Source organism: Pseudomonas sp. NCIMB 10586 (genome assembly GCF_023127895.1).
GTDB lineage: Bacteria > Pseudomonadota > Gammaproteobacteria > Pseudomonadales > Pseudomonadaceae > Aquipseudomonas > Aquipseudomonas synxantha_A.
The window spans coordinates 77,557-101,468 of record NZ_SPKQ01000042.1 but is presented as its reverse complement, the minus strand read 5'-3'; the positions used below and the strand labels follow the sequence as shown (position 1 = coordinate 101,468).

The 23,912-nt window shown below is 59.5% G+C and carries 26 protein-coding genes; 13 read left to right on the top strand and 13 right to left on the bottom strand.

Annotated features, from left to right (window positions below; translation table 11 throughout):
- Positions 1–4 precede the first annotated feature (4 nt).
- Both lolD and E4P01_RS15730 read left to right on the top strand, forming a co-directional pair.
- A complete protein-coding gene (gene lolD / locus E4P01_RS15735) occupies positions 5–688 on the top strand; it encodes a lipoprotein-releasing ABC transporter ATP-binding protein LolD (RefSeq protein ID WP_019818240.1) in 684 nt (227 codons plus the stop codon).
- 60 nt (positions 689–748) lie between these two features.
- A complete protein-coding gene (locus tag E4P01_RS15730) occupies positions 749–1,993 on the top strand; it encodes a lipoprotein-releasing ABC transporter permease subunit (RefSeq protein ID WP_216090911.1) in 1,245 nt (414 codons plus the stop codon).
- Between the two features lie 117 nt (positions 1,994–2,110).
- On the opposite strand, the gene E4P01_RS15725 is transcribed toward E4P01_RS15730, so the two are convergent.
- Positions 2,111–3,457: a heavy metal sensor histidine kinase gene (locus E4P01_RS15725; RefSeq protein WP_216090912.1), complete on the bottom strand. Its 1,347-nt coding sequence runs from the start codon at positions 3,455–3,457 to the stop codon at positions 2,111–2,113.
- Positions 3,454–4,134 carry a heavy metal response regulator transcription factor gene (locus E4P01_RS15720; protein WP_005786195.1) on the bottom strand — a complete coding sequence of 227 codons (681 nt, stop codon included), beginning with the start codon at positions 4,132–4,134 and terminating at the stop codon, positions 3,454–3,456. Before E4P01_RS15720 ends, E4P01_RS15725 begins: the two co-directional genes overlap by 4 nt.
- Positions 4,135–4,292: 158 nt before the next feature.
- Between E4P01_RS15720 and E4P01_RS15715 the strand changes: the two genes are divergently transcribed.
- Both E4P01_RS15715 and queF read left to right on the top strand, forming a co-directional pair.
- Positions 4,293–4,814 (top strand): cupredoxin family protein, encoded by a 522-nt coding sequence (locus tag E4P01_RS15715; RefSeq protein WP_216090913.1) that lies wholly within the window; start codon positions 4,293–4,295, stop codon positions 4,812–4,814.
- A 66-nt stretch (positions 4,815–4,880) separates the two neighbouring features.
- Complete coding sequence (gene queF, locus E4P01_RS15710; protein WP_032877206.1) at positions 4,881–5,711, top strand: NADPH-dependent 7-cyano-7-deazaguanine reductase QueF; 831 nt, start codon at positions 4,881–4,883, stop codon at positions 5,709–5,711.
- A 138-nt stretch (positions 5,712–5,849) separates the two neighbouring features.
- On the opposite strand, the gene E4P01_RS15705 is transcribed toward queF, so the two are convergent.
- A complete protein-coding gene (locus E4P01_RS15705; protein ID WP_078820636.1) occupies positions 5,850–6,116 on the bottom strand; it encodes a DUF4404 family protein in 267 nt (88 codons plus the stop codon).
- 111 nt (positions 6,117–6,227) lie between these two features.
- Positions 6,228–6,836 (bottom strand): phosphatase, encoded by a 609-nt coding sequence (locus tag E4P01_RS15700; RefSeq protein ID WP_078820637.1) that lies wholly within the window; start codon positions 6,834–6,836, stop codon positions 6,228–6,230.
- A gap of 196 nt (positions 6,837–7,032) precedes the next feature.
- Here E4P01_RS15700 and E4P01_RS15695 point away from each other — a divergent pair, with 196 nt between their 5' ends.
- The 3 genes from E4P01_RS15695 to rssC all read left to right on the top strand — a co-directional run bounded on the left by E4P01_RS15695 (position 7,033) and on the right by rssC (position 9,718).
- Complete coding sequence (locus tag E4P01_RS15695; protein ID WP_005786208.1) at positions 7,033–7,722, top strand: VacJ family lipoprotein; 690 nt, start codon at positions 7,033–7,035, stop codon at positions 7,720–7,722.
- Between the two features lie 332 nt (positions 7,723–8,054).
- A complete protein-coding gene (gene rssB / locus E4P01_RS15690) occupies positions 8,055–9,236 on the top strand; it encodes a two-component system response regulator RssB (RefSeq protein ID WP_005786210.1) in 1,182 nt (393 codons plus the stop codon).
- The gene (gene rssC / locus E4P01_RS15685) at positions 9,236–9,718 is read left to right on the top strand and encodes an anti-sigma factor antagonist RssC (RefSeq protein WP_010212025.1); all 483 of its coding nucleotides are present in this window, start codon (positions 9,236–9,238) and stop codon (positions 9,716–9,718) included. Before rssB ends, rssC begins: the two co-directional genes overlap by 1 nt.
- A 201-nt stretch (positions 9,719–9,919) precedes the next feature.
- Here rssC and tal read toward each other — a convergent pair whose 3' ends face one another.
- Positions 9,920–10,846 (bottom strand): transaldolase, encoded by a 927-nt coding sequence (gene tal, locus E4P01_RS15680; RefSeq protein ID WP_003189693.1) that lies wholly within the window; start codon positions 10,844–10,846, stop codon positions 9,920–9,922.
- A 414-nt stretch (positions 10,847–11,260) separates the two neighbouring features.
- Between tal and E4P01_RS15675 the strand changes: the two genes are divergently transcribed.
- The gene (locus E4P01_RS15675) at positions 11,261–12,007 is read left to right on the top strand and encodes a hypothetical protein (protein ID WP_216090914.1); all 747 of its coding nucleotides are present in this window, start codon (positions 11,261–11,263) and stop codon (positions 12,005–12,007) included.
- 196 nt (positions 12,008–12,203) lie between these two features.
- Here the strand turns inward: E4P01_RS15675 and dusA are convergent, their stop codons facing one another.
- Both dusA and E4P01_RS15665 read right to left on the bottom strand, forming a co-directional pair.
- Complete coding sequence (gene dusA, locus E4P01_RS15670; RefSeq protein ID WP_216090915.1) at positions 12,204–13,199, bottom strand: tRNA dihydrouridine(20/20a) synthase DusA; 996 nt, start codon at positions 13,197–13,199, stop codon at positions 12,204–12,206.
- Between the two features lie 224 nt (positions 13,200–13,423).
- Entirely contained in the window at positions 13,424–13,861 is a 438-nt protein-coding gene (locus E4P01_RS15665) for an acetyltransferase (RefSeq protein WP_216090916.1), read from the bottom strand.
- A gap of 440 nt (positions 13,862–14,301) precedes the next feature.
- Between E4P01_RS15665 and E4P01_RS15660 the strand changes: the two genes are divergently transcribed.
- Both E4P01_RS15660 and E4P01_RS15655 read left to right on the top strand, forming a co-directional pair.
- Positions 14,302–14,592, top strand: a complete 291-nt coding sequence (locus tag E4P01_RS15660) for a DUF6124 family protein (protein WP_216090917.1) — start codon at positions 14,302–14,304, stop codon at positions 14,590–14,592.
- Between the two features lie 147 nt (positions 14,593–14,739).
- Positions 14,740–14,958 (top strand): hypothetical protein, encoded by a 219-nt coding sequence (locus tag E4P01_RS15655; protein WP_080889019.1) that lies wholly within the window; start codon positions 14,740–14,742, stop codon positions 14,956–14,958.
- Positions 14,959–15,055: 97 nt separating this feature from the next.
- Here E4P01_RS15655 and E4P01_RS15650 read toward each other — a convergent pair whose 3' ends face one another.
- Complete coding sequence (locus E4P01_RS15650) at positions 15,056–16,243, bottom strand: MFS transporter (protein ID WP_103733551.1); 1,188 nt, start codon at positions 16,241–16,243, stop codon at positions 15,056–15,058.
- Between the two features lie 482 nt (positions 16,244–16,725).
- Between E4P01_RS15650 and mqo the strand changes: the two genes are divergently transcribed.
- Positions 16,726–18,372, top strand: coding sequence for a malate dehydrogenase (quinone) (gene mqo / locus E4P01_RS15645; RefSeq protein WP_216090918.1), 1,647 nt, complete (start codon positions 16,726–16,728; stop codon positions 18,370–18,372).
- 64 nt (positions 18,373–18,436) lie between these two features.
- On the opposite strand, the gene E4P01_RS15640 is transcribed toward mqo, so the two are convergent.
- On the bottom strand, positions 18,437–19,108 hold the full coding sequence (locus E4P01_RS15640; protein ID WP_216090919.1) for an NAD(P)-binding domain-containing protein: 672 nt from the start codon (positions 19,106–19,108) through the stop codon (positions 18,437–18,439).
- A gap of 99 nt (positions 19,109–19,207) precedes the next feature.
- Here E4P01_RS15640 and E4P01_RS15635 point away from each other — a divergent pair, with 99 nt between their 5' ends.
- Both E4P01_RS15635 and E4P01_RS15630 read left to right on the top strand, forming a co-directional pair.
- Complete coding sequence (locus tag E4P01_RS15635; RefSeq protein ID WP_078820645.1) at positions 19,208–20,104, top strand: LysR family transcriptional regulator; 897 nt, start codon at positions 19,208–19,210, stop codon at positions 20,102–20,104.
- 170 nt (positions 20,105–20,274) lie between these two features.
- Positions 20,275–20,604, top strand: coding sequence for a YXWGXW repeat-containing protein (locus E4P01_RS15630; protein ID WP_005786252.1), 330 nt, complete (start codon positions 20,275–20,277; stop codon positions 20,602–20,604).
- A 129-nt stretch (positions 20,605–20,733) separates the two neighbouring features.
- Here the strand turns inward: E4P01_RS15630 and E4P01_RS15625 are convergent, their stop codons facing one another.
- The 4 genes from E4P01_RS15625 to E4P01_RS15610 form a co-directional block, all read right to left on the bottom strand.
- Positions 20,734–21,129, bottom strand: coding sequence for a type II toxin-antitoxin system VapC family toxin (locus tag E4P01_RS15625; RefSeq protein ID WP_216090920.1), 396 nt, complete (start codon positions 21,127–21,129; stop codon positions 20,734–20,736).
- Entirely contained in the window at positions 21,126–21,383 is a 258-nt protein-coding gene (locus E4P01_RS15620; protein WP_078820648.1) for an AbrB/MazE/SpoVT family DNA-binding domain-containing protein, read from the bottom strand. Before E4P01_RS15620 ends, E4P01_RS15625 begins: the two co-directional genes overlap by 4 nt.
- 170 nt (positions 21,384–21,553) lie before the next feature.
- Positions 21,554–22,927 (bottom strand): nucleotide 5'-monophosphate nucleosidase PpnN, encoded by a 1,374-nt coding sequence (ppnN, locus tag E4P01_RS15615; RefSeq protein ID WP_005786258.1) that lies wholly within the window; start codon positions 22,925–22,927, stop codon positions 21,554–21,556.
- Between the two features lie 148 nt (positions 22,928–23,075).
- A complete protein-coding gene (locus tag E4P01_RS15610; protein ID WP_078820650.1) occupies positions 23,076–23,900 on the bottom strand; it encodes an aspartyl/asparaginyl beta-hydroxylase domain-containing protein in 825 nt (274 codons plus the stop codon).
- Between the last annotated feature and the right edge of the window lie 12 nt (positions 23,901–23,912).

Below are 23,912 nucleotides of genomic sequence, written 5' to 3'. Positions count from 1 at the left end.
GGGCATGAGTGAAAAAGCAATCCTGAGCTGCCGCAACCTGGGCAAATCCTACGAGGAAGGCCCGGAATCGGTGGTCGTGCTGTCGAACCTGCAACTGGAGCTGCATCCGGGCGAACGCGTGGCGATCGTCGGCAGTTCCGGCTCCGGCAAAAGCACCTTGCTGAACCTGTTGGGCGGCCTCGATACGCCGTCCCAGGGCAGCGTATGGCTGGCCGGCGAAGAACTGTCGGCGTTGAATGAAAAGGCCCGTGGCCAACTGCGTAACCGCTCGCTGGGCTTTGTGTACCAGTTTCACCACCTGTTGCCGGAATTCACCGCCCTGGAAAACGTGTGCATGCCGCTGTTGATCGGCAAGACCGCGATCCCGGAGGCGCGCCAACGTGCCACCGCCTTGCTGGAACGCGTCGGCCTCGGCCATCGCCTGGAGCACAAGCCGGCCGAACTCTCCGGCGGTGAGCGCCAGCGTGTGGCGATTGCCCGCGCCCTGGTGAACAACCCTGGCCTGGTGATGCTCGACGAGCCCACCGGCAACCTCGACTCCCACACCGCCCAGGGCATCAAGGACTTGATGCTGGAGCTGAGCACCCAGATGCGCACCGCGTTCCTGGTGGTGACCCATGACATGAGCATGGCCCGGCAGATGGACCGCGTGTTGCACCTGCAGGAAGGTCACCTGGTCGCCATCTGACCTGTTTCAAGCCTGGCGCCTGGCGTCGGGCTTTTTCATTTTTTCAGGCGGTGTACGCGAATGTTCAGACCGTTATCCATTTTCATCGGCACGCGCTATACCCGCGCCAAGCGCCGTAACCGTTTTGTCTCGTTTATCTCGATGACCTCGATGATCGGCCTCGCCCTGGGCGTATTGGCCATGATCGTGGTGCTGTCTGTGATGAACGGCTTCCAGCGCGAAATGAGTTCGCGCATCCTCGGTATGGTGCCCCACGCCACAATTGTTGGCGTAAAGCCGATTGATGACTGGCAACCGGTGGCGGCCGCGGCGATGAAGAATCCCCAAGTCACCGCCGCCGTACCCTTCACGCAGATGGACGGCATGTTCTCCTACAAGGGCGCCATGCAGCCGATCGAGATCAGCGGCGTCGACCCGGCCCAGGAAGGCAAGGTGTCGATCGTGACCCAGCACATCGTGCGCGGCAAACTGGACGACCTCAAACCCGGCGAGTTTGGCGTGGTGGTCGGCGATATCACCGCGCGGCGCTTTCGCCTGAGCGTGGGCGACAAGCTGACCCTGATCGTCCCGGAACTGAGCAGCGCGCCGGGTGGCATCACCCCGCGTATGCAGCGGTTGAACGTGGTGGGTATCTTCAAAGTCGGCGCCGAGCTGGATGGCTCCATGGCCCTGATCCACATGGCCGACGCGGCAGAAATCCAGCATTGGCAGCCCAACCAGGTGCAAAGCGTGCGCCTGGCGGTGAAGGACCTGTACGCAGCGCCCAAAGTCTCGGCGGATATCGCTGCCAGCCTCGGCGCGGCTTACAAGCCGGATGACTGGACCCACACCCAGGGCAGCCTGTTCAGCGCGATGAAGATGGAAAAGACCATGATCGGTCTGTTGTTGCTGATGATCGTCGCAGTCGCTGCGTTCAACATCATCGCCACGTTGATCATGGTGGTGAACGACAAGGGCGCGGACATCGCGATCCTGCGCACCATCGGCGCCACGCCTCGGCAGATCATGGCTATCTTCATGGTGCAGGGCACGGTGATCGGCGTGGTCGGCACCTTGATCGGCGGCGTGCTGGGGGTAATTGCAGCGCTGAACGTCAGTGAACTGGTAGGTTGGCTGGAGCGGGTGAGCGGGCAGCATATCTTTAGTTCGGATGTGTATTTTGTCAGCAACCTGCCTTCGGAGCTGCAAGGTGGGGATGTGTTGCTGATTTGCTCGGCGGGGTTTGTGTTGAGCTTTTTGGCGACGATTTACCCGGCGTATCGGGCGGCGAAGATTGAGCCGGCCCATGCCTTGAGATATTCGTAAGGTCTTAGACCGCTATCGGGGGCAAGCCCCCTCCCACACTGGACCGCGTTTATAAAGGAACAATGAGGTCAAAATGTGGGAGGGGGCTTGCCCCCGATAGGGCCGGCCCAGCTTGCATCAATCTCCCTTGGGCAACTCAATCACAAACCTTGTCCAGCCCGCCTGCGACTCACAATAAATCCTCCCCCCATGCGCCCGCACAATCGACTGGGTAATCGCCAACCCCAGCCCCGCATGTTCACTGCTGCCTGGCCGCCTTGACGGGTCGGCTCGGTAGAACCGGTCAAACAGCCGCGGCAACAGCTGCGCAGGAATACCTTCCCCGGTGTTCTCAACTGTCAGTGTCACGCCACTCTCTATGCGCACCCGCACTTCACCGTCTGGTGGGGTAAACCGTAGCGCGTTATCCAGCAAGTTCGACAGGGCCCGGCGCAACATGCCGCGATCGCCCAGCGTATGGGCGCTGCCTTCGCGTACCAGCGTGACCTGTGCATCCTCTGCCAGCAGGGTAAAAAACTCCAACAGTGCGTCGACCTCATCGCCCAGATTCAGGGCTTCACGGTTGGGCGTCAGCAAGCCGTGGTCGGCTTTGGCCAGGTACAGCATGTCGTTGACCAGTTGCGCCATCCACTGCAACTCTTCGAGGTTGCTGTGCAGCGCCTCGCGGTAATCCTCCAGTGGGCGTGGCTGGGTGAGAATGACCTGGGTCTGGGTCAGCAGGTTGGAGAGCGGCGTGCGCAGCTCGTGGGCGATATCGGCGGAGAACGCCGACAGGCGCTGGAAGGCATCGTCCAGGCGCCCCAGCATGGCGTTGAAGGCTTGGGCCAGTTCCGCCAGTTCCACCGGCATTTGCGCCTGGGGCAGACGTTGCGTCAGGGAGTGGGCGGATACGCTGGCGGCCACCTCGCCCATGCGCCGCAACGGTCGCAACCCGCTGCGCGCCGCCCAGGCGCCGAGCAGGGCGGTCGCCAGCGCCGAGAGGCCGACGGTCAGCCAGATCAAGCGTTGCATATGCTCCAGGAAGTGCTGGTGGTGGGTGATGTCGAGTATCAGGCTCAGCTGTGGCGAACCGGGTTGGCCGGGCGTCAACGGCGCGTTGTACACACGGTAGTCGGTGCCTGCGTTTTGCAGGCTGTGCAGGCCCGGGGCGGCGGGCACATTGAGGTTCGGCGCACCGTCCACCCAGCGCTGGCCGGCCGCCGTGATGCGCATGGTGAAGTCGGGCTGGTGATCCAGCTCGGCGCGCAATTGCGGGCCGCGCAGGGCGAAGGCTTCACGTGAGTCGACACCCTGCAAGGCACTGCGCAGGGCCACCAGCTTGCTGTCGAGCAGTTGCTGGTCCAGCTCGACGAAGTGCGCTTCGCTGGCGCGATTGAACAGTACGCCGGCGATCAACGAGACCACCGCGGTGCAGGCGGCAAACAGCAGCGCCAGGCGGCTGGTCAGGGACAGGCGCTTGATCACGTGAAGCGCTCCTCCAGCACGTAACCCATGCCGCGCACGGTGTGGATCAGTTTGTTGGGGAAGTTATCGTCGACTTTCAGGCGCAGGCGGCGGATCGCCACTTCGATAATGTTGGTGTCGCTGTCGAAATTCATGTCCCACACCTGGGACGCGATCAGCGTCTTGGGCAGCACCTCGCCCTGGCGACGCAGCAGCATTTCCAGCAGGGCAAACTCCTTGGCGGTGAGGTCGATGCGCTGGCCGTCGCGCTCGACGCGGCGACGGATCAGGTCCAGGCGCAGGTCGGCCAGTTGCAGGGTGGTTTCCTGCGGTGTGCTGCTGCCACGGCGTAACAAAGTGCGCACCCGGGCCAGCAGTTCGGAAAAGGCGAAGGGCTTGACCAGATAGTCGTCGGCGCCCAGTTCCAGGCCATGTACGCGGTCTTCCACGGCATCGCGAGCGGTGAGGAACAGCACCGGCATGTCCAGGCCGGCACTGCGCACCGCCTGCAGGATCTGCCAGCCGTCGCGGCCCGGAAGCATCACATCGAGGATCAACAAGTCATAATCCCCGCTCAGCGCCAGGTGCTGGCCGGTCGTGCCGTCGGCCACCAGTTCGGTGGTAAAGCCAGCCTCGGCCAAGCCTTGACGCAGATAGTGGCCGGTTTTGGGTTGGTCTTCGACGATCAGCAGTTTCATGTTGGGCTCTTGGCAAGGGGTAAGCGCGGGCCTTTATACCGTGGGCGCAAGGGTATGGGCGCAAGCTGACAAAGTTGTAATCTAGCAGTCAGCTGGCTGGCAGCGAGGCTATCTTAAAGTGCGGCCCAAGCTGGTCACCTATTTTTGGAGCGTGAGAAATGGCGTTGCGTACATCCCTGTTAATGGCGGGCTGCTTATTGGCGCTTAGCTTCAATGCGCTGGCGGATGCGGCTCATGGTTACGCGTTCGGCCAGCCGGCTCCGGCAGCCAAGGCCACGCGTACCGTGGAAGTCACCCTGCAGGACATTGCCTTCGAGCCCAAGAGCCTGGACGTAAAAGCCGGTGAAACCGTGCGGTTTGTACTGGTCAACAAAGGCCGGTTGCTCCACGAATTCAACCTGGGCGACGCGGCGATGCATGCCGCTCACCAGAAAGAGATGCTGCAGATGCAAGCCAGCGGCATGCTCACCGCCACCGGTATGGGCAAGATGGACTACAGCGCCATGGGCCACGGCGATATGGGCGGCATGAAGCATGACGATCCCAACAGTGTGTTGGTGGAGCCGGGCAAGACGGCCGAACTGACGTGGACCTTCACCAAGGCCACTGGCCTGGAGTTCGCTTGCAACCTTCCCGGCCATTATCAGGCGGGCATGGTCGGCAAACTGACCGTTGAGTGAGGCGTTTGTTAAGGGCGGGGGCAAAGGCTGGTAGACTGGCGCGGTTTATTTAGCCAGGTTTCCGCCATGCATCCCGCAGCCGAACATTCGCCGCTGGGCAAGTCCAGTGAATACATCTCCACTTACACCCCTTCGTTGCTGTTCCCGATTCCGCGCGCCGCCAAATGGGCCGAACTGGGCCTGAGCGCCGACACCCTGCCGTACAAGGGCGTAGATTTCTGGAACTGCTTCGAACTGTCCTGGTTGCTGCCATCGGGCAAGCCGGTGGTGGCCATCGGTGAGTTCAGCATTCCTGCGGACTCGCCGAACATCATTGAATCCAAGTCGTTCAAGCTGTACCTCAACTCGCTGAACCAGACCGCGTTTGCCGATACGCAAAGCCTTGAAGCCACCTTGCGCACCGACCTCAGCGCTGCTGCCGGCAAGCCGGTGACCGTGCGCATCCGCAGCCTGGCCGACATCGAGGCAGAGGGTGTGATGGCGTTGCCGGGTGCGTGCATTGACGGCCTGGATATCAATGTCAGCAGCTACGAGCACCCGCGCCCGGAGCTGCTGCGCTGTGATGACTCGCGTGTTGTTGAGGAGAGTGTGCACAGCCACCTGCTCAAATCCAACTGCCCGGTGACCAGCCAGCCCGATTGGGGCAGTGTGGTGGTGGAGTACCGTGGCGCGGCGCTGGATCACGCCAGCCTGCTGGAATATATCGTCAGCTTTCGCCAGCACTCGGACTTCCATGAGCAGTGCGTGGAACGCATCTTTCTCGACCTGCAGCGCTTGCTCAAGCCGGAGAAGTTGACGGTGTATGCGCGCTATGTGCGTCGAGGAGGGTTGGATATCAACCCGTACCGCAGCACTGAGAACACCCAATTCCTGAACGTGCGCCTGGCGCGCCAGTAAGCCTGCACACAAAACTAAATGTGGGAGGGGGCTTGCTCCCGATAGCGGCGTGTCAGTCACAGCATCTGTGTCTGAACTTCTGCTATCGGGAGCAAGCCCCCTCCCACATTTTGGTTTTTTGCCGGGCCTGTGTTCGGGTTAGATGCCGATATTGCCCAGGGTGATCATGATATTGCGCAATGTCCCGGAAATGACCGGGTGCTCAGCGTCGAACTCTATGGCCGCTTGATTCACATCGTCGGAGATGCTTGGCGTCTGAGTGGCCGGCTCCAATTCAAGTTGCACTTCGAACTTGGCAATCAACTCTTCCAGTGCTTGACGTTTCTCGACAGGCAAATCCGGATGGTTCTCCAGTTGCTCGCGCACAATATCGGCCTGCTGTTGTAACTTCTCGCGATCAGGCATGACGTTCTTTCCTTTTATCGATAGTCACTGGCATAGACCGCGGCGCGCCGGGAAAGGTCTACGGGCTGGCCTGTAGATTAATCCACTGCGGCCAACCGTGCATGATCTTGATCAGGGCTTCTCGCCTTTGAGCCGGCGCAGGCTGATGTCCGCCAGGCAACTGCCCAACTCGCCCAGGTGGTCGATCACCGAGTGCACGCCCAGGCCATAGAGCGCTACCGTCGCCTTGCCGCGCTTGTATTCGCGTTGCTGCGCGGTCAGTGCCTGCCATTGCTCGGGTGACAGGCCGCAGAGCGAGCCACAGGACGCCAGGCCGATAGTCCACAACCCGGCATTCAAGCCCGATTGCAGCAGGCGCGGCTCGCCGCTGACCAGTACGCAGCCTTCCAGGCGTTCGATGTTCAACTCCATCAAGGCTTGCCAGCAGGCGTGGGGCGCGGGCCAGCGGATGGAGGAGGGCGAGGCGGCCTTGATCCAGCCCGGCAGGCTGGCGGACAGGGGCGTGGTCACGCAGGGGGGCAGTTCATCCAGCCAGGCGCAGGGCACGCCTTGTTCCTTCAGGCTGCGCAGGCTTTTCAAGGCGCCGGGTGTAGCCACGCAGCCGGGGCAGGGCGAGTCGGTACGCGCCAGGGAACCGAAATCCACCAGGCAGCCACTCAGGCCAAATAGCACGGCGGTCAACGAGGGGGCTGTGGCGATGGCAATCTCGGCGTGTGGCATCTGAACGTCCCTGAAATAGCAGCAACACTATCGGGGTGGCATGACAAGGCCATGACACTGACAGTGTTTGTAGGAATTTTGTGCATTTTTCGTGAGACAGGACCCTGGTAGCTGCCTAAACACGCACTTCCGTCATATACTGACGGCCTTATTCAGGGCATAGCGCCCATGACAGACCATTCAAGGAGCAAAAGCTATGCGCTGGAGCCACTACTTCGCTCAGCTATCGGTGTGTGCCACCATCCTATTGGCACCGTTCGCCGCTCAAGCCGCGTCGGAAGATGATCCATGGGAAAGCGTCAACCGCCCGATCTTCACCTTTAACGACACCGTTGATACCTACGCCCTCAAGCCGATCGCCCAGGGCTATCAGTTCGTCACCCCGCAGTTTGTGCAGGACGGCGTTCACAACTTCTTCCGTAACATCGGCGATGTCGGCAACCTGGCCAACAACGTGCTGCAACTCAAGCCGCACAATGCAGGCGTCGACACCGCTCGCCTGTTGGTCAACACCACCTTTGGCGTGCTGGGCTTTATCGATGTCGGCACCAAAATGGGGCTGCAGCGCAGCGACGAAGACTTCGGCCAGACCCTCGGCTACTGGGGCGTCGGCAGCGGCCCCTACGTGATGATCCCATTGCTGGGCCCAAGCACCTTGCGTGATGCGCCGTCCAAGTACGTCGACAGCTACACCCAGCCGTACCGCTACATGAACGACATCGGCTGGCGTAACAGCACCTTCGGCCTCAACGTCGTTGACGTGCGCGCCAGCCTGCTCGACAGCGAGAAGCTGATCAGCGGCGACAAGTACACCTTTATCCGTAACGCCTACCTGCAGAACCGTGAGTTCAAGGTCAAGGATGGCAAGGTTGTCGACGACTTTTAAGCCGTGACATCTTGAAATGAAATAAGGCGACCTCTTGATGGTCGCCTTTTTTATGGGTGCCACAACCTTACTTTGTGTTGTGGTCCAAGCGGTTCTTATAACTCCCGGTGATTTGCAGGGTAAAGACGCCCGGCGACCATCGCCATGAGCTTGAAACCCCTCACGGATGGGAGTACCGTCTGCGCCTTAGAAGGGCACCTCTGCTTTACCGTTGTGCATGGGCGAAATCCCAATGCTTTGTAGGACAGAGAGGCTAGAAAGCGAATCCAGTACGTGAGCCCGGCCATTGCCGAGCCGCCTACGCCAACCTAATTCTGGCGCCGTTTGCCCACATGCAAAAAACCAGTGCCACGCTGCTGATAATCGATGACGACGAAGTAGTGCGCGCGAGCCTCGCGGCCTACTTGGAAGACAGTGGCTTCAGCGTCCTGCAGGCCAGTAATGGCCAACAGGGTCTCCAGGTATTCGAGCGCGACAAGCCCGACCTTGTGATCTGCGACCTGCGCATGCCCCAGATGGGCGGCCTGGAGCTGATTCGCCAGGTGACCGAGCTTGCCCCGCAAACGCCGGTGATTGTCGTGTCCGGTGCCGGTGTCATGAACGACGCTGTCGAAGCCCTGCGCCTGGGCGCTGCCGATTACCTGATCAAGCCCCTGGAAGACCTGGCCGTGCTGGAGCACTCGGTGCGCCGCGCCCTGGACCGTGCCCGCCTGCTCCTGGAAAACCAGCGCTACCGCGAAAAGCTCGAGACCGCCAACCGCGAGCTCGAAGCCAGCCTGAATCTGCTCCAGGAAGACCAGAACGCCGGTCGCCAGGTGCAGATGAACATGCTGCCGGTGAGCCCCTGGAGCATCGACGAGTTCAAGTTTGCCCACCAGATCATCCCGTCGTTGTACCTGTCGGGTGATTTTGTCGATTATTTCCGTGTGGACGAGCGACGCGTGGCGTTCTACCTGGCCGACGTTTCCGGCCACGGCGCTTCTTCTGCCTTTGTGACCGTGTTGTTGAAGTTCATGACCACACGGCTGTTGTTCGAGTCCAAGCGCAATGGCACCTTGCCGGAGTTCACCCCCTCCGAGGTGCTGGGCCACATCAACCGGGGCCTGATCAGCTGCAAGCTGGGCAAGCACGTGACGATGGTCGGCGGCGTGATCGACGAAGAAACCGGTCTTTTGACCTACAGCATTGGCGGTCACCTGCCGATGCCTGTTTTGTACACTCCTGACAGTGTGCGCTACCTGGAAGGGCGTGGCCTGCCGGTGGGCTTGTTCAATGAAGCCACCTACGAAGACCACATCCTGGAACTGCCGCCGACCTTCAGCCTGACGCTGATGTCCGATGGCATCCTGGACCTTCTTCCAGAGCCTACACTCAAAGAGAAAGAAGCCGCCTTGCCCCAAAAGGTCAAGTCGGCGGGCGGCAGCCTGGATGGCCTGCGGCAGGTTTTTGGATTGGCCACGCTAGGGGAGATGCCGGATGATATCGCCCTATTGGTGTTGAGCAGGAATCTTTGATGAGTACCGGAAGAATCCAATTCGCCGAGCAAGACGGGACCTTCGTCCTGAAGTTTGTCGGTGAAGTGCGCCTGACCTTGTGTTCGGCCCTGGATGCGACGATTGAGCGGATCTTCACAGCGCTGAACTTCTCGGCGATCGTGATCGACCTGACCGAAACCCGCAGCATCGACAGCACCACCCTGGGGCTGTTGGCCAAGCTGTCGATTCTGTCGCGGCAGAAGGTCGGCCTGTTGCCGACTGTGGTCACCACCCACGAAGACATCACCCGTCTATTGCAGTCGATGGGCTTCGACCAGGTGTTCAACATCGTTGACCGCCCAATTCCCTGCCCGGAATGCCTCACCGACCTGCCGTCGCAAGACCAGTCCGAAGAGATCGTACGGGTCAAGGTGCTGGAAGCGCACAAGATCCTCATGGGCCTCAACGAGTCCAACCGCGAAGCCTTCCACGACCTGGTCAACGCCCTAGAGCGCCACTGACGGCTTCCCTGTCGAAACACATACCCATGTGGGAGGGGGCTTGCTCCCGATAGCGGTGTATCAGTCGGCACATATCCAACTGACAGTCCGCAATCGGGAGCAAGCCCCCTCCCACAGTTGATCTGCGACTGGCTTGAGGCTGGCGCACACAAAAAAGGGCGGCACCCTCACAGGTGCCGCCCTTTTTGCTGCTATCTGCCCTTACAGCTTGGCCGACAACAACGCCTCCAGCTTCTCCTGATCCCGAGCAAACTGGCGAATACCCTCTGCCAGCTTCTCAGTCGCCATCGCATCCTCGTTGGACTCCCAGCGGAACTGCGCTTCAGTCATATGCACCCGCGCCTCACCGGCATGGCCTGGCGCCAACTTGCGCTCCAGCTTGCCCTCATCCGCCGCCAGCTTCTCCAGCAGGTCCGGGCTGATGGTCAGGCGGTCACACCCGGCCAGCTCTTCAATCTGGCTCAGGTTACGGAAGCTCGCACCCATCACCACAGTCTTGTAGCCATTGGCCTTGTAGTAGTTGTAGATGCGCGTCACCGACTGCACGCCCGGGTCATCGGAACCGGTGTAGTCGTTACCGTTGGCTTTCTTGTACCAGTCGTAGATACGGCCCACGAACGGCGAAATCAGGAACACACCTGCTTCAGCACAGGCAACGGCCTGGGCGAAGGAGAACAACAGCGTCAGGTTGGTCTGGATGCCTTCTTTTTCCAGCTTCTCCGCGGCGCGGATGCCTTCCCAGGTGGAAGCGATCTTGATCAGCACGCGATCGCGGCTAACCCCGGCTTTGTCGTACAGATCGATCAGACGGTGCGCACGCTTGAGAATGGCTGCCTCGTCGAACGACAGACGCGCATCCACCTCAGTGGAAATACGGCCCGGCACTACTTTGAGAATTTCTTGACCCACCGCCACCGCAAAGCGGTCACTGGCCAGGCCCACGTCGCCGTTGCAGTCCTGCACACACTCATCCAGCAGCTTGGCATAGCCTGGAATCGATGCAGCCTTGAGCAGCAGGGAAGGGTTGGTGGTAGCGTCTTGCGGCTTGAGCTTGGCGAGGGTGGAAAAATCGCCGGTATCGGCTACGACGGTGGTGAATTGCTTGAGTTGTTCCAGCTTGGAAGTCATGGGCGTGCTCTGTCCTGTGGGTCTGATGACATTACCCGAGCGCTGGCAGGCGCTCAAGGGCGCAAATGCGTTAGGTCGTTTGCGAGGGCAATAACCTGGAAACGGCCGTTTGAATTACCGGCAGTGGTGTTCAATAGGAGGGCAAAATCGCAGGTAGGTTCAACCTGATTCCACACGAGCTGCACCACCGGCTTCTAGCGAGTTGATAGAGGCAATATCAATGTTTTGAAGTTGTGAAAAGTTTATTTTCCATACCTTTGGTTGTTGCTGTTTTTGCTTGTGCTATACCTGACTGGCAAGCGCCAACTTAGGCCGATAAAACCTCTGATGACATAACTGTCCGCGGCGAAGTGCGTGTGCGCCTGTCCATTAAGCACTGTTCGTTTGTTAGTTTAAAAGCAAAGGAGAGATGTAATGAAACGGAATATATCAACGCTATTCGCTGCCGTAGGTTTTATATGTTCAACAACGGTATTTGCCGATGTGACGGTACAGCAGGCACTCAGCGCCGGTTGTTACGATACCCAGGAAATGCGTGGAATCATTGACACCGCCAAGGCAGGTAAACCCATGGGGAGCCGCACCCTGGAAAAGGAAAATGAACTGAACTCATCCTACGGCGGCAAGATCACCGACACCAGAGTCACCGCGCCTGCCACCTGGGTGTACCGCGCGTATGAGAGCGCAGACACCAACAATTGGCACGTCCAGAAGCTCAAGGCCGGAGTGATCTATTCCAAGGCTCAGAACGACCTGGACAAATACCTCAGGGACGGTGGCACACCCGAAAAGTACTGGGCCATCGATGGGCCTGACTTGCACGCGCTGGGTTTTAACGGTGCCACCTACACGACAATGCGACTGCTCGCGTTACAGTCCAGCGACACGCCAAAAAGTCAGTTCGTGAGTTTTGCACTGGACTACGCCACTACTGGAACCTTTGGAGACGCCGTGTATGCACTTCAAGTGAACCCCAACTCCCCCATTCTGGGGTTGGTTAACTGCAAAACGCCAGGCGGTGAAGTTCAGTTTCAAATTCTTGGCGGCACAACATTCAACACGCTTTACCGCAAAATCAGAACCGAAAAAGATTGGAAAAGGTATAACCGAGACACCGACCAATGGGTAGCTGTACCCAAAGGAACAGTGCCGGAAAACTAAGCAACCTGCAGCAAGGGCCGGCAGCAACTGCCGCGCCCTCGCATTCATGCCGGGTATTGGCTGATCACCTGCGCCAACAGCCTCACAGCCACCCCTACCTTGCTGACACCCATAAATCCAAAATGTGGGAGGGGGCTTGCTCCCGATAGCAATGTGTCAGGCAACACTAAACTAACTGACCCCCACAGCTATCCAATCACCGCCCCTCCAACAAAGCCCCCGCCTGATCCAACAACGCCAATGGATCCGCCGCCTTATGAATATCCACCGACAACAACTGCCTGAACTTGCGCGCCCCCGGAAACCCAGTACCCAACCCCAGCACATGCCGAGTAATGTGATGCATCGTCCCACCACTGGCCAAATGCTCAGCAATATAAGGCCGCAACTGCGCCAACGCCTCCGCCCGGCTAATCACCGGCGCCTCACTACCAAACAACCGCTGATCCACCTCCGCCAGCAGATACGGATTGTGGTAAGCCTCCCGCCCCAGCATCACCCCATCAAACGTCTGCAAATGCTCCTGGCACTGCTCCAACGTCTTGATCCCGCCGTTGAGATTAATCTCCAGTTCAGGGAAGTCCCGCTTCAACTGCGCCGCCACGTCATAACGCAACGGCGGAATGTCCCGGTTCTCCTTGGGCGACAACCCCTCCAGAATTGCAATCCGCGCATGCACGGTAAAACTGGTGCAACCGGCTTCCTCCACCGTCCCGACGAAATCACACAGCTCGGCATAACTGTCCCGGCCATTGATGCCGATACGATGCTTCACCGTCACCGGAATCGACACCGCATCGCGCATAGCCTTCACACAGTCCGCCACCAGGGCAGGGTGCGCCATGAGGATCGCGCCGATCATGTTGTTCTGCACCCGGTCGCTGGGGCAGCCAACGTTCAGGTTCACCTCGTCGTAACCGGCGGCCTCGGCCATACGGGCACAGGCGGCCAGATCGGCTGGAACACTGCCGCCCAATTGCAGCGCCAGCGGGTGCTCGGCTTCGTTGTGGCGCAGGAAGCGGTCGTGGTCGCCGTGGAGGATCGCGCCCGTGGTGACCATCTCGGTGTAGAGCAGGGCGTGTTTGGAGAGCAGGCGTAGGAAGAACCGGCAGTGGCGGTCGGTCCAGTCCATCATGGGGGCGACGGAGAAGCGGCGGGAGAGGGCTTGCGGTGGAGCTATGGCTGAAGGCATTGGAGTCTTGGATGGAGAATGCGAAGGGTGGGCAGTTTATCAGGAATGGGTCCGAGGGGGCTGGGTGTTGATTGGGTGGCGCGAGCCCCAAATATTAAATAAATCTGTCCCCTTTTCCCCCCTTTTCCCCGAACGCACGGCCTCTTTTCAGTCCTGGGGGCCTGGTTTCACTACTTGTGAATCGGCCCTACACGAATGTGTAGGGCCGATTCTTTATCGTGCTCTTAGCGGGATAAGTTCATGTGCAGTAACGGAAACGGCCTGCCTTCACCATCCAAAGGAGAGCGGCCTGTTTGAACGAACCCGTAATGGAGATAGAAGCCTACCGCCTGGGGGTTTTGCTCGTTTACGTCAACGCTCATTGTAGAGCGCGAACTGCGGACGTGATCTAGTAGTGCACGGCCCATACCTTGGCCGCGAAGATCAGGATCAATAAAGAGCATTTCTACGTGGCTTTGATTGAGTCCAATAAAGCCAAGCGGGTGGTCTTTGACGTCTACCGCAACCCATACGTCAACAACGGGTAGATAGATGTCGCGGAGCTGCGGAAGCAGCGCTTCTATGTCGGACTCTTGAAGAAAGTGGTGAGTGGCGCGAACGGATCGCAGCCAAATGTCGAGCAGTTGCGGATAGTCGGCAGCACTTGCCTGGCGAATGATCATGAAATCAACCTTATACACTCGATATCGAAATATAGGCTCGCCGGTAAATAGCGGCCGTGTAAGTGTCGGTATCTGTATGACCGCTTCGCGAGTTAACGCCTGGGCGGTGCACGGCAGAGGTAGCCGAAAAGGAGGGGAGCTGAAAAATACTTTGTGTTTTTCGAGGCGTCAAGAAAACGGGCACTTGAGCGACTTCAAAATGTGCGCACTCAATACCGGTACACAGGAGGGGCTTCTACAGGATGAAAGGTGCAACGTATGAAGCGACAGAGTGATCTATGGGGATAGGTCAGGATTTACAGGAAATATCCTACGCTTTTTCGGCTTGCTCATTGGACCATCCATAGCTAATCTCGTCGAGCCGCTGAATACCCAGTGGCCGGAGGTGGAAGTCCGTATTGCTAAGGCGTTTTTAACTCCCGAATATTGGAGCTTCGCCCATGCACCACGACACTCGCAGTCCTTCACTTGATCAAAGTAAATCGTCCATCGAATGTCCAAGCAACAACCTATTCCTCGTAAACCCAACTCTCGACCCCGAAACCCTCCTGGCTAACGCCGCCGAAAACCTCGCAGCCGCCAACGAAATGGCCGCCATTTTGGCGTTCGACCTCGACGATTCCCAGCGCGCCATCGCCCTAGGCATTCAGCAGTTAATCGAGTTGAGCTCGCTGCTGGTTGATCGAGCCCAGGAGCAAGTTGCGCCTGTGACTGCCTCAGTCAAAGCCTGACAACCATCCCTGCCGCCTTACGCAAGGCGGCAACCTGAACTCATGCTGTCCCCCAGCAAAGTTTCATAATTCCCTGCGCCTTTGAGGCCTACGATTGCCTGCAAGAGAGGACCCCAGCGCCTCCAGCCCACAGGGAGTTGAAAAATCATGATCTCGAATCTCGTCAAAGTCGTGATGATCACCGGCACGTTGATGTTGAGTGCTTGTTCATCTTCACCAGCTGTGAATAGTGACCCGTGCTTTTCTGGTGGATGCCAGGCGTTTGGGGACCACAGCCCCGGCAAAGCCGCCAAGATGAATTTTGGCGGCAGTGGGCTGGGGAGTAGTTATGGGGAGTATGGTTCGGGGCTGTTGCATGATGATTGAAGGAGGGGGTCAGTCAGTGGTGTGTTGACTGGCCCATTGCTATCGGGGGCAAGCCCCCTCCCACATTGGATCTATGATCGGCGCAAAACTTGTGGCGTTAGTGGCCGCCTTTCATACGCCGAGCGATCAGGTAGAGGCCCAGGCCGACCAGGGCTGTTGCGGCGCCGATGTAGCCGGTGCTGGTCCAGCCTAGACCGGCAGTAATGGCCATGCCGCCAAACCACGGGCCGAGCGCATTAGCCAGGTTGAACGCGGCATGGTTGGACGCTGCCGCCAGGCTTGGCGCTTCGTGGGCAATGTCCATCAGGCGAATCTGCAACGGCGCCGCCAATGCGACCATGGTGCCCACCAACCCCATGCTCAGCAGCACGCCCCACAGCGACGAGGCGGCTAAGGGGAAGAACAGCAGCACGGCCATCGACCACACCAATATCAAGCCTACGGCTCGAAACTGCATGCGATCAAACAGCTTGCCGCCGGCAATGTTGCCGATGATGCCGCCGACGCCGAACGCGGCAAGGCCAAACGGAATCCACTGCGGCGAGACCTTGGTCACTTCCAGCATGGTCGGCGCCAGGTAGCTGAATACGCAGAACATCCCGGCGAAGCCAATCGCGCCGATGGACAGGGCCATCCAGACCTGGGGTTTGGTGAAGGCGCGCAGTTCTTTGCGCGGGTCGCTGCGTTGTTCGTCGTGGCGGTGGGGCACGAATTGCCACACCAGGGCGATGGTGAGCAGGGCGATCACGCTGACCAGGGCGAACGCCGAGCGCCAGCCCAGGTGTTGGCCGAGGAAGGTGGCGATGGGGTTGCCGAGCAGCATGGCCAGGGTCAGGCCCATCATGACGCGGGCTACGGCGCCGGCGCGTTTGTCGGTGGGCACCATGCTGGAGGCGACCACGGCGGCGATGCCGAAGTAGGCGCCGTGGGGCAGGCCGCTGATAAAGCGGAAGGCCACCAGCGAGCCGAAGGTGGGGGTGAAGGCGGTGGCGAAGTTGCCCAGGGCGTACAGGCCCATCAGCAACAGCAGCATGTGTTTGCGCAGCAGTTTGGCGCCGAGGATGGCCAGCAGTGGGGCGCCGACCATCACGCCCAGGGCGTAGGCGCTGATGGCGTGGCCCACCTGGGGTTCGCTCAGGCCCAGGTTCTGGGCGATGTCGGGCATCAGGCCCATGATGGCGAATTCGCCGGTGCCGATCGCGAAGGCGCCTACGGCCATGGCCGCTTCCATTTTCGCGGCGCTGCGCGCGGGCAGTACGTGCCCGGGTGTTTGCTGGGTAGTCATGGGTAACTCTGTGTGGAAGGTGTGCACGAAGGACAGCTGCCGATGCTACGCAGGCAACGGCGAAGGTGTCTAGAACCGCCATTTGCGTGAGAGTTCCAGGCCTGTGACCGCAGGTCGCGGCTGTCAGGCTTGACACCGGCGCATTAAAAGCCGCGATTTAGGCCTGTCAATTGGCCAAACGGCGCATAAACGCTGTTTAGCGTGATATTCTGCGCCCCGTCTTGGTCTAGTCTTTCCCTGGTGCGTACACCCGTATACGTCCCAGCGGTTGGCTGTCGCCCAAGTAGCTGAAGCCAATAACGATAAGAAGTCAGCGCAGAAGGGACATAACAGTGAGGTCGATCCATCGGCCTTGTGTGCCCACCCTGCAGCCTTCATGTGAATGTGCAGACCCCGCGGTACGTTGCCTGACGTAGCGTGAACGAGGGTTACTCATGATCGGGGGCGGTAGGGCGGATGGCGTTTTATCATAGGTGCTACTGATGTTTAAAAAAGTAAACACTGCCCTGCTGGGGCTGGCTTTGTCGATGGGGATCACGTCCGTTCACGCGGAAGAGGCAAAGAAAGTCGATGTGCTGCTGATCGGCGGCGGCATCATGAGTGCGACCCTGGGTGTCTGGCTCAATGAGCTGGAGCCGGACTGGTCGATGGAGATGGTCGAGCGCCTCGATGGCGTGGCCGAAGAAAGCTCCAACGGCTGGAACAACGCCGGTACCGGTCACTCGGCCCTGGCTGAGCTGAACTACACCCCGGAAGACAAGAACGGCAACGTTGAGATCCCGAAAGCGGTCGAGATCAACGAAGCGTTCCAGATCTCCCGTCAGTTCTGGTCCTGGCAGGTTCAGCAGGGCGTGTTGAAGAACCCGCGTTCGTTCATCAACTCCACACCGCACATGAGCTTCGTGTGGGGCGATGACAACATCAAGTTCCTGAAAAAGCGCTACGAAGCCCTGAAGGCCAGCCCGTTGTTCGCTGGCATGCAGTACTCCGAGGACCCGGCACAGATCGCCAAGTGGGTTCCGCTGATGATGGAAGGGCGTGACCCGAACCAGAAAATCGCGGCCACCTGGAGCCCGATCGGCACCGACGTTAACTTCGGCGAGATCACCCGCCAGTTCGTCGCTCACCTGCAAACCACGCCGAAGTTTGACTTGAAGCTGTCGAGCGAAGTGCAGGACATCACCCGCAACGACGACGGTTCGTGGCGCGTGAGCTATAAAAACCTCAAAGACGGCACCAAAACTGAAACCGACGCCAAGTTCGTGTTCATCGGCGCCGGCGGCGGTGCCTTGCACCTGCTGCAGAAGTCGGGCATTCCGGAAGCCAAGGAATACGCTGGCTTCCCGGTCGGTGGTTCGTTCCTGGTGACCGAGAACCCGACAATCGCCGAGCAGCACCTGGCCAAGGCCTACGGTAAAGCCTCGGTCGGTTCGCCACCGATGTCGGTTCCGCACCTGGATACCCGCGTGCTGGATGGCAAGCGCGTGATCCTGTTTGGCCCATTCGCAACCTTCTCGACCAAGTTCCTGAAAGAAGGCTCGTACCTGGACCTGCTGACCAGCACCACCACCCACAACATCTGGCCCATGACCAAAGTGGGTATTCGTGAATACCCACTGGTCGAGTACCTCGCTGGCCAACTGATGCTGTCCGATGACGACCGCTTCAAGGCGCTGCAAGAGTACTTCCCGAACGCCAAGCAGTCCGACTGGCGCCTGTGGCAAGCCGGTCAGCGTGTGCAGATCATCAAGCGTGACGAAGAGCAAGGTGGCGTGCTGAAGCTGGGTACCGAAGTGGTCAGCTCTGCCGACAACACCATTGCCGGCCTGCTGGGTGCATCGCCAGGCGCGTCCACCGCAGCTCCGATCATGCTGACCGTGCTGAAAAAAGTCTTCAAGGACAAGGTAGCAAGCCCGGCCTGGCAGGAAAAACTGCACCAGATCGTGCCAAGCTACGGCACCAAGCTGAACGACAGCCCTGAAGCTGTTGCCAAGGAATGGGCCTACACCGCCGGTATCCTGCAACTGACCCCGCCACCTGCGATCCCGCAACTGGCTGCTCCACAGGCTACCGAGGCTGCCAAGCCTGCGGCTGAGCCAAGCAAGCCGGCGTCTGACCTGGCGCTGTAAGCGACACCCACGAAAAAGCCCGCTGAACCTGTGACGGTCAGCGGGCTTTTTTGTGCGTGAACGATCAGGCGCGCTGCGGGTGTCGCTCCACCGGGGGCAGCTCAACCGTACGCTCGGCCGCTGCCAGCGCAGCCTTCAAGCCCGCTTGGTTCAGGGGTACGCAATACGCCGGTTTAGCCCGCTCGAATCGCCAGCTTTCATCCAGCCCTCCGGCATCCACGGCATCGAAGCCCAGTTCGTCGAGTAACCTAATCACTTGCGCCTTTGCCGCAGCGTCATCTGCTGCCACTGGCAATGCGCGGCGGTCAGGAGCGCCGCGCGGGCGGGCATCCTGCGTCAGGTCTGGGGCGAAGATCGCATTAAATACTTTTACCACGTGTGATTGCGGCAAATGGTCGGCCAGCAATCGGCTGGTGGTGGTTTCAAACCGGTCCAGTTGCGGGATATGACCATCGCGATCGGGGTAGTAATTGTTGGCGTCCATCACCGTCTTGCCCTCCAGCCATTGGGCAGGGACGCTGCGGTAGTGCTCCAGCGGAATCGCCACGAGTACCACATCGCCAAACCTGGCGGCATCATCCGCGCTGCCCACTTGCACGCCGAGTATGCCGCTCACCACGCTGCTCATGGTGTGTGGGCCGCGGGAATTGCTCAACATCACCTTATGCCCGGCGGCAAGCGCCAGTTGCGCCACGGCACGCCCGATAAAACCTGCTCCAATCACGCCAATCTTCATGTGCTTGCTCCAGTGGAAGTAGGAAGTGGCTATGATGATTGGCAACCATAACGTGATAAATCAGCATTTCGGTGTGGGTGTTGTTACTGGGAGTTGGGAATGATGGACCGCCTATCAAGCATGAACGCCTTCGTGATAGCCGCTGAATTGGGCTCCTATGCGAGGGCCGCCGAACGCTTGGGCATGTCGCCGCAGATGGTGGCCAAGCATGTCACCGCGTTGGAACAACGTTTGGGTGCGCGATTGCTCAACCGCACTACGCGTCGACAAAGCCTGACTGAACTGGGAGGGGAGTATTACGAACGCTGCAAGCATATCCTGACGGAGGCCGAGGCCGCAGACTCCCTGGCACAGGTCATGAACGACACGCCGCGCGGCAAGCTGAAGGTCACCGCCCCGGTGACCTTTGGCTCCTACAGCTTGATGCCGTTGATCACCGGGTTTTTACGTGACAACCCACAGGTAGAAGTCGATTTGCACCTGACGGATCGTTTCGTCGACTTGGTGGAGGAGGGCTACGACGCCGCGTTTCGCATTGGTCCGCTGGGCACGAGCGGCCTGACGGCGAGGCCCCTGGCACCTTATCGGTTGGTGGCCTGCGCTGCACCTGCTTACCTGGTGGCGCGAGGCACGCCGCAGAAGCCGGTAGATCTTGAACATCATGAGTGCCTGGGGTACGCCTTTTCATCGCGTCCGGCGGATCGAGAGTGGGTGTTCTTCCAGGGCACGGTTTCCTACAAGGTACGAGTGGCCAGTCGTTTGCTCATCAATGAAAGCCGGGCCTTGATGTCGGCGGCACTGGATGGTTTTGGCATTGTGCTCGGCCCGCAAGACTTTCTGCGAACGGCGTTGGCGAGTGGCGAGTTGGTGCGGGTGCTACCGGAGTTTGAGGCTCCGAGCCGGTCGATGCATTTGGTCTACACCGCAAACCGCCAGCGCACTGCCAAGTTGCGGTGCTTTGTCGAGGCTGTGCTGGGACGTTTTGGTCCGGTATGAAGGCTCACCGCCGTGGCGGTCGCCGGGAGGCACGTTAAAGGTCTACAGGTTCAGCAATCCGACAGACATCTCCTGTTAAAAATAACCCAGGCCCAAGCAGGGCCCGGCTGCAACAAAGGAAGGATTTCTTTCTGATGCAGGTGTTGGGCGTTCGCGCCCGAGGGTTTTGTATGTTGCTACGTTATGCAGCATTGGCCGCCATGGTGGTCGCCGCTTCCGGGTGTGTGCAAGAGCGTGTTGTGCATGAGCGCAGGCCGGTACAACACGAGTACGTTGATGTGGTGGCGCCGCAACCGCCGCCGGTGCAGGTGATCGAAGTCGAGCCGGCGGTGCGCGAAGGTTATATCTGGTCACGCGGTTACTGGCGTTGGGAAGGCGGGCGTTATGTAGCAGTGCACGGCCATTGGGAACCGGTGCGTCAGGGTTATCGTTACGTACACCCGCACTGGGTGCAGCGCAATGATGGCTACCATTGGCAGATCGGTGGCTGGGTCCGCTGACCCAACGCCATCTCCCATTGTAGGAGCGAGCTCGCTCGCGAAAAAACCACAGGCACCGCGTGCTCCCTGAGTGCTCGCGTAATCGTTGGCGTTTTTCGCGAGCAAGCTCGCTCCTACAAAAAAGCCGGCCTAGCCGATCCGTTTCATCCCCGCTGCCTTGGCCGCATTGAGATCAAACGTGGCGGTGTACTCGCAACCGGCTGCGTGGCCACAGCGTTCGATCAGGCAGTCGGCAAAGTCCGCTTTGCTTGCGGTGAACCTGCGCAGGGCCTGCCAGATGATATCGGCGTGCTCGACGGTCAGTTCCCGTGTGTGCAGCAAGGTTTCCAGCACCGCCACCACGTCGCTTTTGGTCGACTGGTAGCAGGACTGCAACACCCACACCAGCTCCGTAAGCGTCACCAGGCTGACAAAACCGGGTGAGGCGGCGGTGAGCGATTCGATCAGTTGGGATGCTTTAGCTGATTGAACCGGGTCGTCCTGGGTCACATAACGCACCAGCACGTTGGTATCCAGGCCGATCATCCAGCGGTTGCTCCCTGGGCCGCGATGGCTCGGTTCATGTCTTCGATAGACACGGTGTGAGCGGGTTTGCGGATCAACCCCTTGAGGTCCTTGACGGTTTTGCTGGCGGCGATCATGGAAAACTTGCCGTCTTCCAATTCGACGAATTCCACACGGTCGCCTGTTTCCAGGCCCAGGGCTGTCCTGACCTGGACAGGGATGGTGATTTGCCCTTTTGAAGTGAGTGTGGCGGTAGCCATAGTGAAGATCTCCATCGTGATATTCCTTACCTTAGGGTAAGGAATGACAGAGGACAATATCCGTTGGTCCATAGGTCGCTCGCAGGTGTGAGTCAGTCGGTAGTAAAACCCTAGTCCGAATGCTCGATCCTCACACCGTTGGCTACGCCCCAAACAGATACAAACTATGACCTACCGCCGCTACCTCACTGCACCACGCGATAGCACGGCACATACGCCGCGCCGCCCGGCAGTTTCATGCGGTGCTGGGCCACGAACGCCTTCAATAATTCATCCAGCGGTTTCATGATCGCCGGGTCGCCGTGGATCTCATACGGGCCGTTCTCTTCGATCAGGCGGATGCCCTTGTCCTTGACGTTACCCGCCACGATCCCCGAGAACGCCCGGCGCAGGTTGGCTGCCAGTTCATGGGGCGGCAGCGCGTGGCTCAGTTGCAGGCTGGCCATGTTTTCGTGGGTAGGGTCGAACGGGCGCTGGAAGCCTTCATCGATCTTCAGCAGCCAGTTGAAGTGGAACGCGTCGTTACGCTCACGGCGGAACTGCTTCACTGCCTTGAGGCCGGCCGTCATCTGGCGCGCCACTTCGGCGGGGTCGTCGATGATGATCTGGTAATGCTGCTGCGCCGCTTCGCCGAGGGTGGCGCCGACGAACGCGTGCAGCTGTTCCAGGTAAGGCGCGGCGTGTTTGGGCCCGGTCAACACCACCGGGAACGGCACGTCGCGGTTGTCGGGGTGCATCAGGATGCCCAGCAGGTACAAAAACTCTTCTGCCGTGCCGGCGCCGCCGGGGAAGATGATGATGCCGTGGCCGACGCGCACGAAGGCTTCCAGGCGTTTTTCGATGTCCGGCAAAATCACCAGCTCATTGACGATGGGGTTCGGTGCTTCGGCGGCGATGATCCCAGGCTCGGTCAGGCCCAGGTAACGCCCGCCGGTGATGCGTTGCTTGGCGTGGGAAATGGTCGCGCCCTTCATCGGGCCTTTCATCACGCCGGGGCCGCAGCCGGTGCACACATCTAAACTGCGCAGGCCCAGTTCGTGCCCGACTTTCTTGGTGTATTTGTATTCTTCGGTGTTGATCGAATGGCCGCCCCAACACACCACGATCTTGGGCTCCACACCCGGGCGCAGCGTGCGGGCGTTGCGCAGCAGGTGGAACACGTAGTCGGTGATGCCTTGGGAGTTGCTCAGGTCGATGCGCTGGCTGTCCAGCTCGTTCTCGGTGTAGACGATGTCACGCAAGGCGCTGAACAGCATCTCGCGGGTGCTGGCGATCATCTCGCCATCGACAAAGGCATCGGCCGGGGCGTTGAGCAGTTCCAGGCGTACGCCGCGGTCCTGCTGGTGAATACGCACTTCAAAGTCTTTGTAGGCGTCGAGGATGGTCTTGGCGTTGTCGATATGCGCGCCGGTGTTGAGGATGGCCAAGGCGCATTGGCGGAACAGGGTGTAGATGCTGCCGGTGCCGGCTTCACTCAGTTGCTGCACTTCACGTTGGGACAGGGTTTCGAGGCTGCCCTTGGGGCTGACGGAGGCATTGATGACTTGACGTTGGGGCATTCTGATTCCTTGAAAGCACAGCCACCGCGCCCGTTTCGGGGCGATGGCTTGAGAATGGTGAGCGCCAATTAAGGTCGCACGAGACGGTTATTTACCTCAGGCGCGAGGCCCAGCGCAAATACCGTCCAGCACCATCATGCCGCAGAACTTACTGAATCAGCTTCCAGTTTTTGTAGAAAACTCGACGCAGGGTAAAGACCAGCCCGGCAAAGCCTGCGATCACGGCGTTGAGCACTGACGGCAGCAAGGTCGGGCGCACGATGTCGATGAACAGGCAGTAGCGCTTGGCGTCGTTTTTGTTGAAGGACGCATGCATCAGGGTGTCATCGAAGATGAACAGCGGGTCGTCGTGCCAGTAGTGCTTGTGCTTGCCTACCTGGATATACACGCCTTCGTGGTGGGGCGCCGGGGCCATGTTGTAGAGCACGCGGAACATCATGCGCAGGGGGCCGAAGTGAAAGGACGTGGAACGGTTCTCGTTGAATACCGAGACACCGATGGTCTTCACGAATGGCAATTTCTTGCGCAGTTGCGGGATATCCAGCGTGGTCTCGATGGGGCGGCCATACCACTGGAAAAACAACATGCCGCGTTTCTTCTCGGCCATGCGTTCGTCCAGGTAACCGATGATTTCATCCTTGCGGGCCATGGCGTCGTCGATCACCTGTTGCAGGTCTTCGCGCCAGGCCGGTGGCAGGTCTTGCATCGTATAGACATGGCGGTTGCGGCTGCTCAGCAGATCGAGCAGGGTGTTGAACGGTGCCAGCACCCAGGTATTGCGACCGTTGCCGATGAAGTATTTCTTGATGGTGTCGCGGTCGTAGAGGCCGTTACGCAGGAAGTCATAAACGCCGCAGCACACCACCAACAGCAGAAACACCAGGCAACTGCGCGGGAAACAATAGATCAACAGCAGAACGCCGAGTGCCCACGCCAGGGACACCAGCTTTTTGCCGACAGCATTTTTGCTCATGAAACGAGGCTC

Bases quoted from the DNA above. Each gene is read 5' to 3' on its own strand.
- mqo (WP_216090918.1), top strand. From the start codon at position 16,726: ATGTTTAAAAAAGTAAACACTGCCCTGCTGGGGCTGGCTTTGTCGATG.
- queF (WP_032877206.1), top strand. From the start codon at position 4,881: ATGCATCCCGCAGCCGAACATTCGCCGCTGGGCAAGTCCAGTGAATAC.
- E4P01_RS15695 (WP_005786208.1), top strand. From the start codon at position 7,033: ATGCGCTGGAGCCACTACTTCGCTCAGCTATCGGTGTGTGCCACCATC.
- rssC (WP_010212025.1), top strand. From the start codon at position 9,236: ATGAGTACCGGAAGAATCCAATTCGCCGAGCAAGACGGGACCTTCGTC.
- E4P01_RS15730 (WP_216090911.1), top strand. From the start codon at position 749: ATGTTCAGACCGTTATCCATTTTCATCGGCACGCGCTATACCCGCGCC.
- rssB (WP_005786210.1), top strand. From the start codon at position 8,055: ATGCAAAAAACCAGTGCCACGCTGCTGATAATCGATGACGACGAAGTA.
- E4P01_RS15705 (WP_078820636.1), bottom strand. From the start codon at position 6,116: ATGCCTGATCGCGAGAAGTTACAACAGCAGGCCGATATTGTGCGCGAG.
- E4P01_RS15640 (WP_216090919.1), bottom strand. From the start codon at position 19,108: ATGAAGATTGGCGTGATTGGAGCAGGTTTTATCGGGCGTGCCGTGGCG.
- dusA (WP_216090915.1), bottom strand. From the start codon at position 13,199: ATGCCTTCAGCCATAGCTCCACCGCAAGCCCTCTCCCGCCGCTTCTCC.
- E4P01_RS15630 (WP_005786252.1), top strand. From the start codon at position 20,275: ATGTTGCTACGTTATGCAGCATTGGCCGCCATGGTGGTCGCCGCTTCC.
- E4P01_RS15655 (WP_080889019.1), top strand. From the start codon at position 14,740: ATGATCTCGAATCTCGTCAAAGTCGTGATGATCACCGGCACGTTGATG.
- E4P01_RS15635 (WP_078820645.1), top strand. From the start codon at position 19,208: ATGATGGACCGCCTATCAAGCATGAACGCCTTCGTGATAGCCGCTGAA.
- E4P01_RS15620 (WP_078820648.1), bottom strand. From the start codon at position 21,383: ATGGAGATCTTCACTATGGCTACCGCCACACTCACTTCAAAAGGGCAA.
- E4P01_RS15625 (WP_216090920.1), bottom strand. From the start codon at position 21,129: ATGATCGGCCTGGATACCAACGTGCTGGTGCGTTATGTGACCCAGGAC.
- tal (WP_003189693.1), bottom strand. From the start codon at position 10,846: ATGACTTCCAAGCTGGAACAACTCAAGCAATTCACCACCGTCGTAGCC.
- E4P01_RS15650 (WP_103733551.1), bottom strand. From the start codon at position 16,243: ATGACTACCCAGCAAACACCCGGGCACGTACTGCCCGCGCGCAGCGCC.
- E4P01_RS15715 (WP_216090913.1), top strand. From the start codon at position 4,293: ATGGCGTTGCGTACATCCCTGTTAATGGCGGGCTGCTTATTGGCGCTT.
- E4P01_RS15720 (WP_005786195.1), bottom strand. From the start codon at position 4,134: ATGAAACTGCTGATCGTCGAAGACCAACCCAAAACCGGCCACTATCTG.
- E4P01_RS15610 (WP_078820650.1), bottom strand. From the start codon at position 23,900: ATGAGCAAAAATGCTGTCGGCAAAAAGCTGGTGTCCCTGGCGTGGGCA.
- E4P01_RS15665 (WP_216090916.1), bottom strand. From the start codon at position 13,861: ATGATCATTCGCCAGGCAAGTGCTGCCGACTATCCGCAACTGCTCGAC.
- ppnN (WP_005786258.1), bottom strand. From the start codon at position 22,927: ATGCCCCAACGTCAAGTCATCAATGCCTCCGTCAGCCCCAAGGGCAGC.
- lolD (WP_019818240.1), top strand. From the start codon at position 5: ATGAGTGAAAAAGCAATCCTGAGCTGCCGCAACCTGGGCAAATCCTAC.
- E4P01_RS15660 (WP_216090917.1), top strand. From the start codon at position 14,302: ATGCACCACGACACTCGCAGTCCTTCACTTGATCAAAGTAAATCGTCC.
- E4P01_RS15675 (WP_216090914.1), top strand. From the start codon at position 11,261: ATGAAACGGAATATATCAACGCTATTCGCTGCCGTAGGTTTTATATGT.
- E4P01_RS15700 (WP_078820637.1), bottom strand. From the start codon at position 6,836: ATGCCACACGCCGAGATTGCCATCGCCACAGCCCCCTCGTTGACCGCC.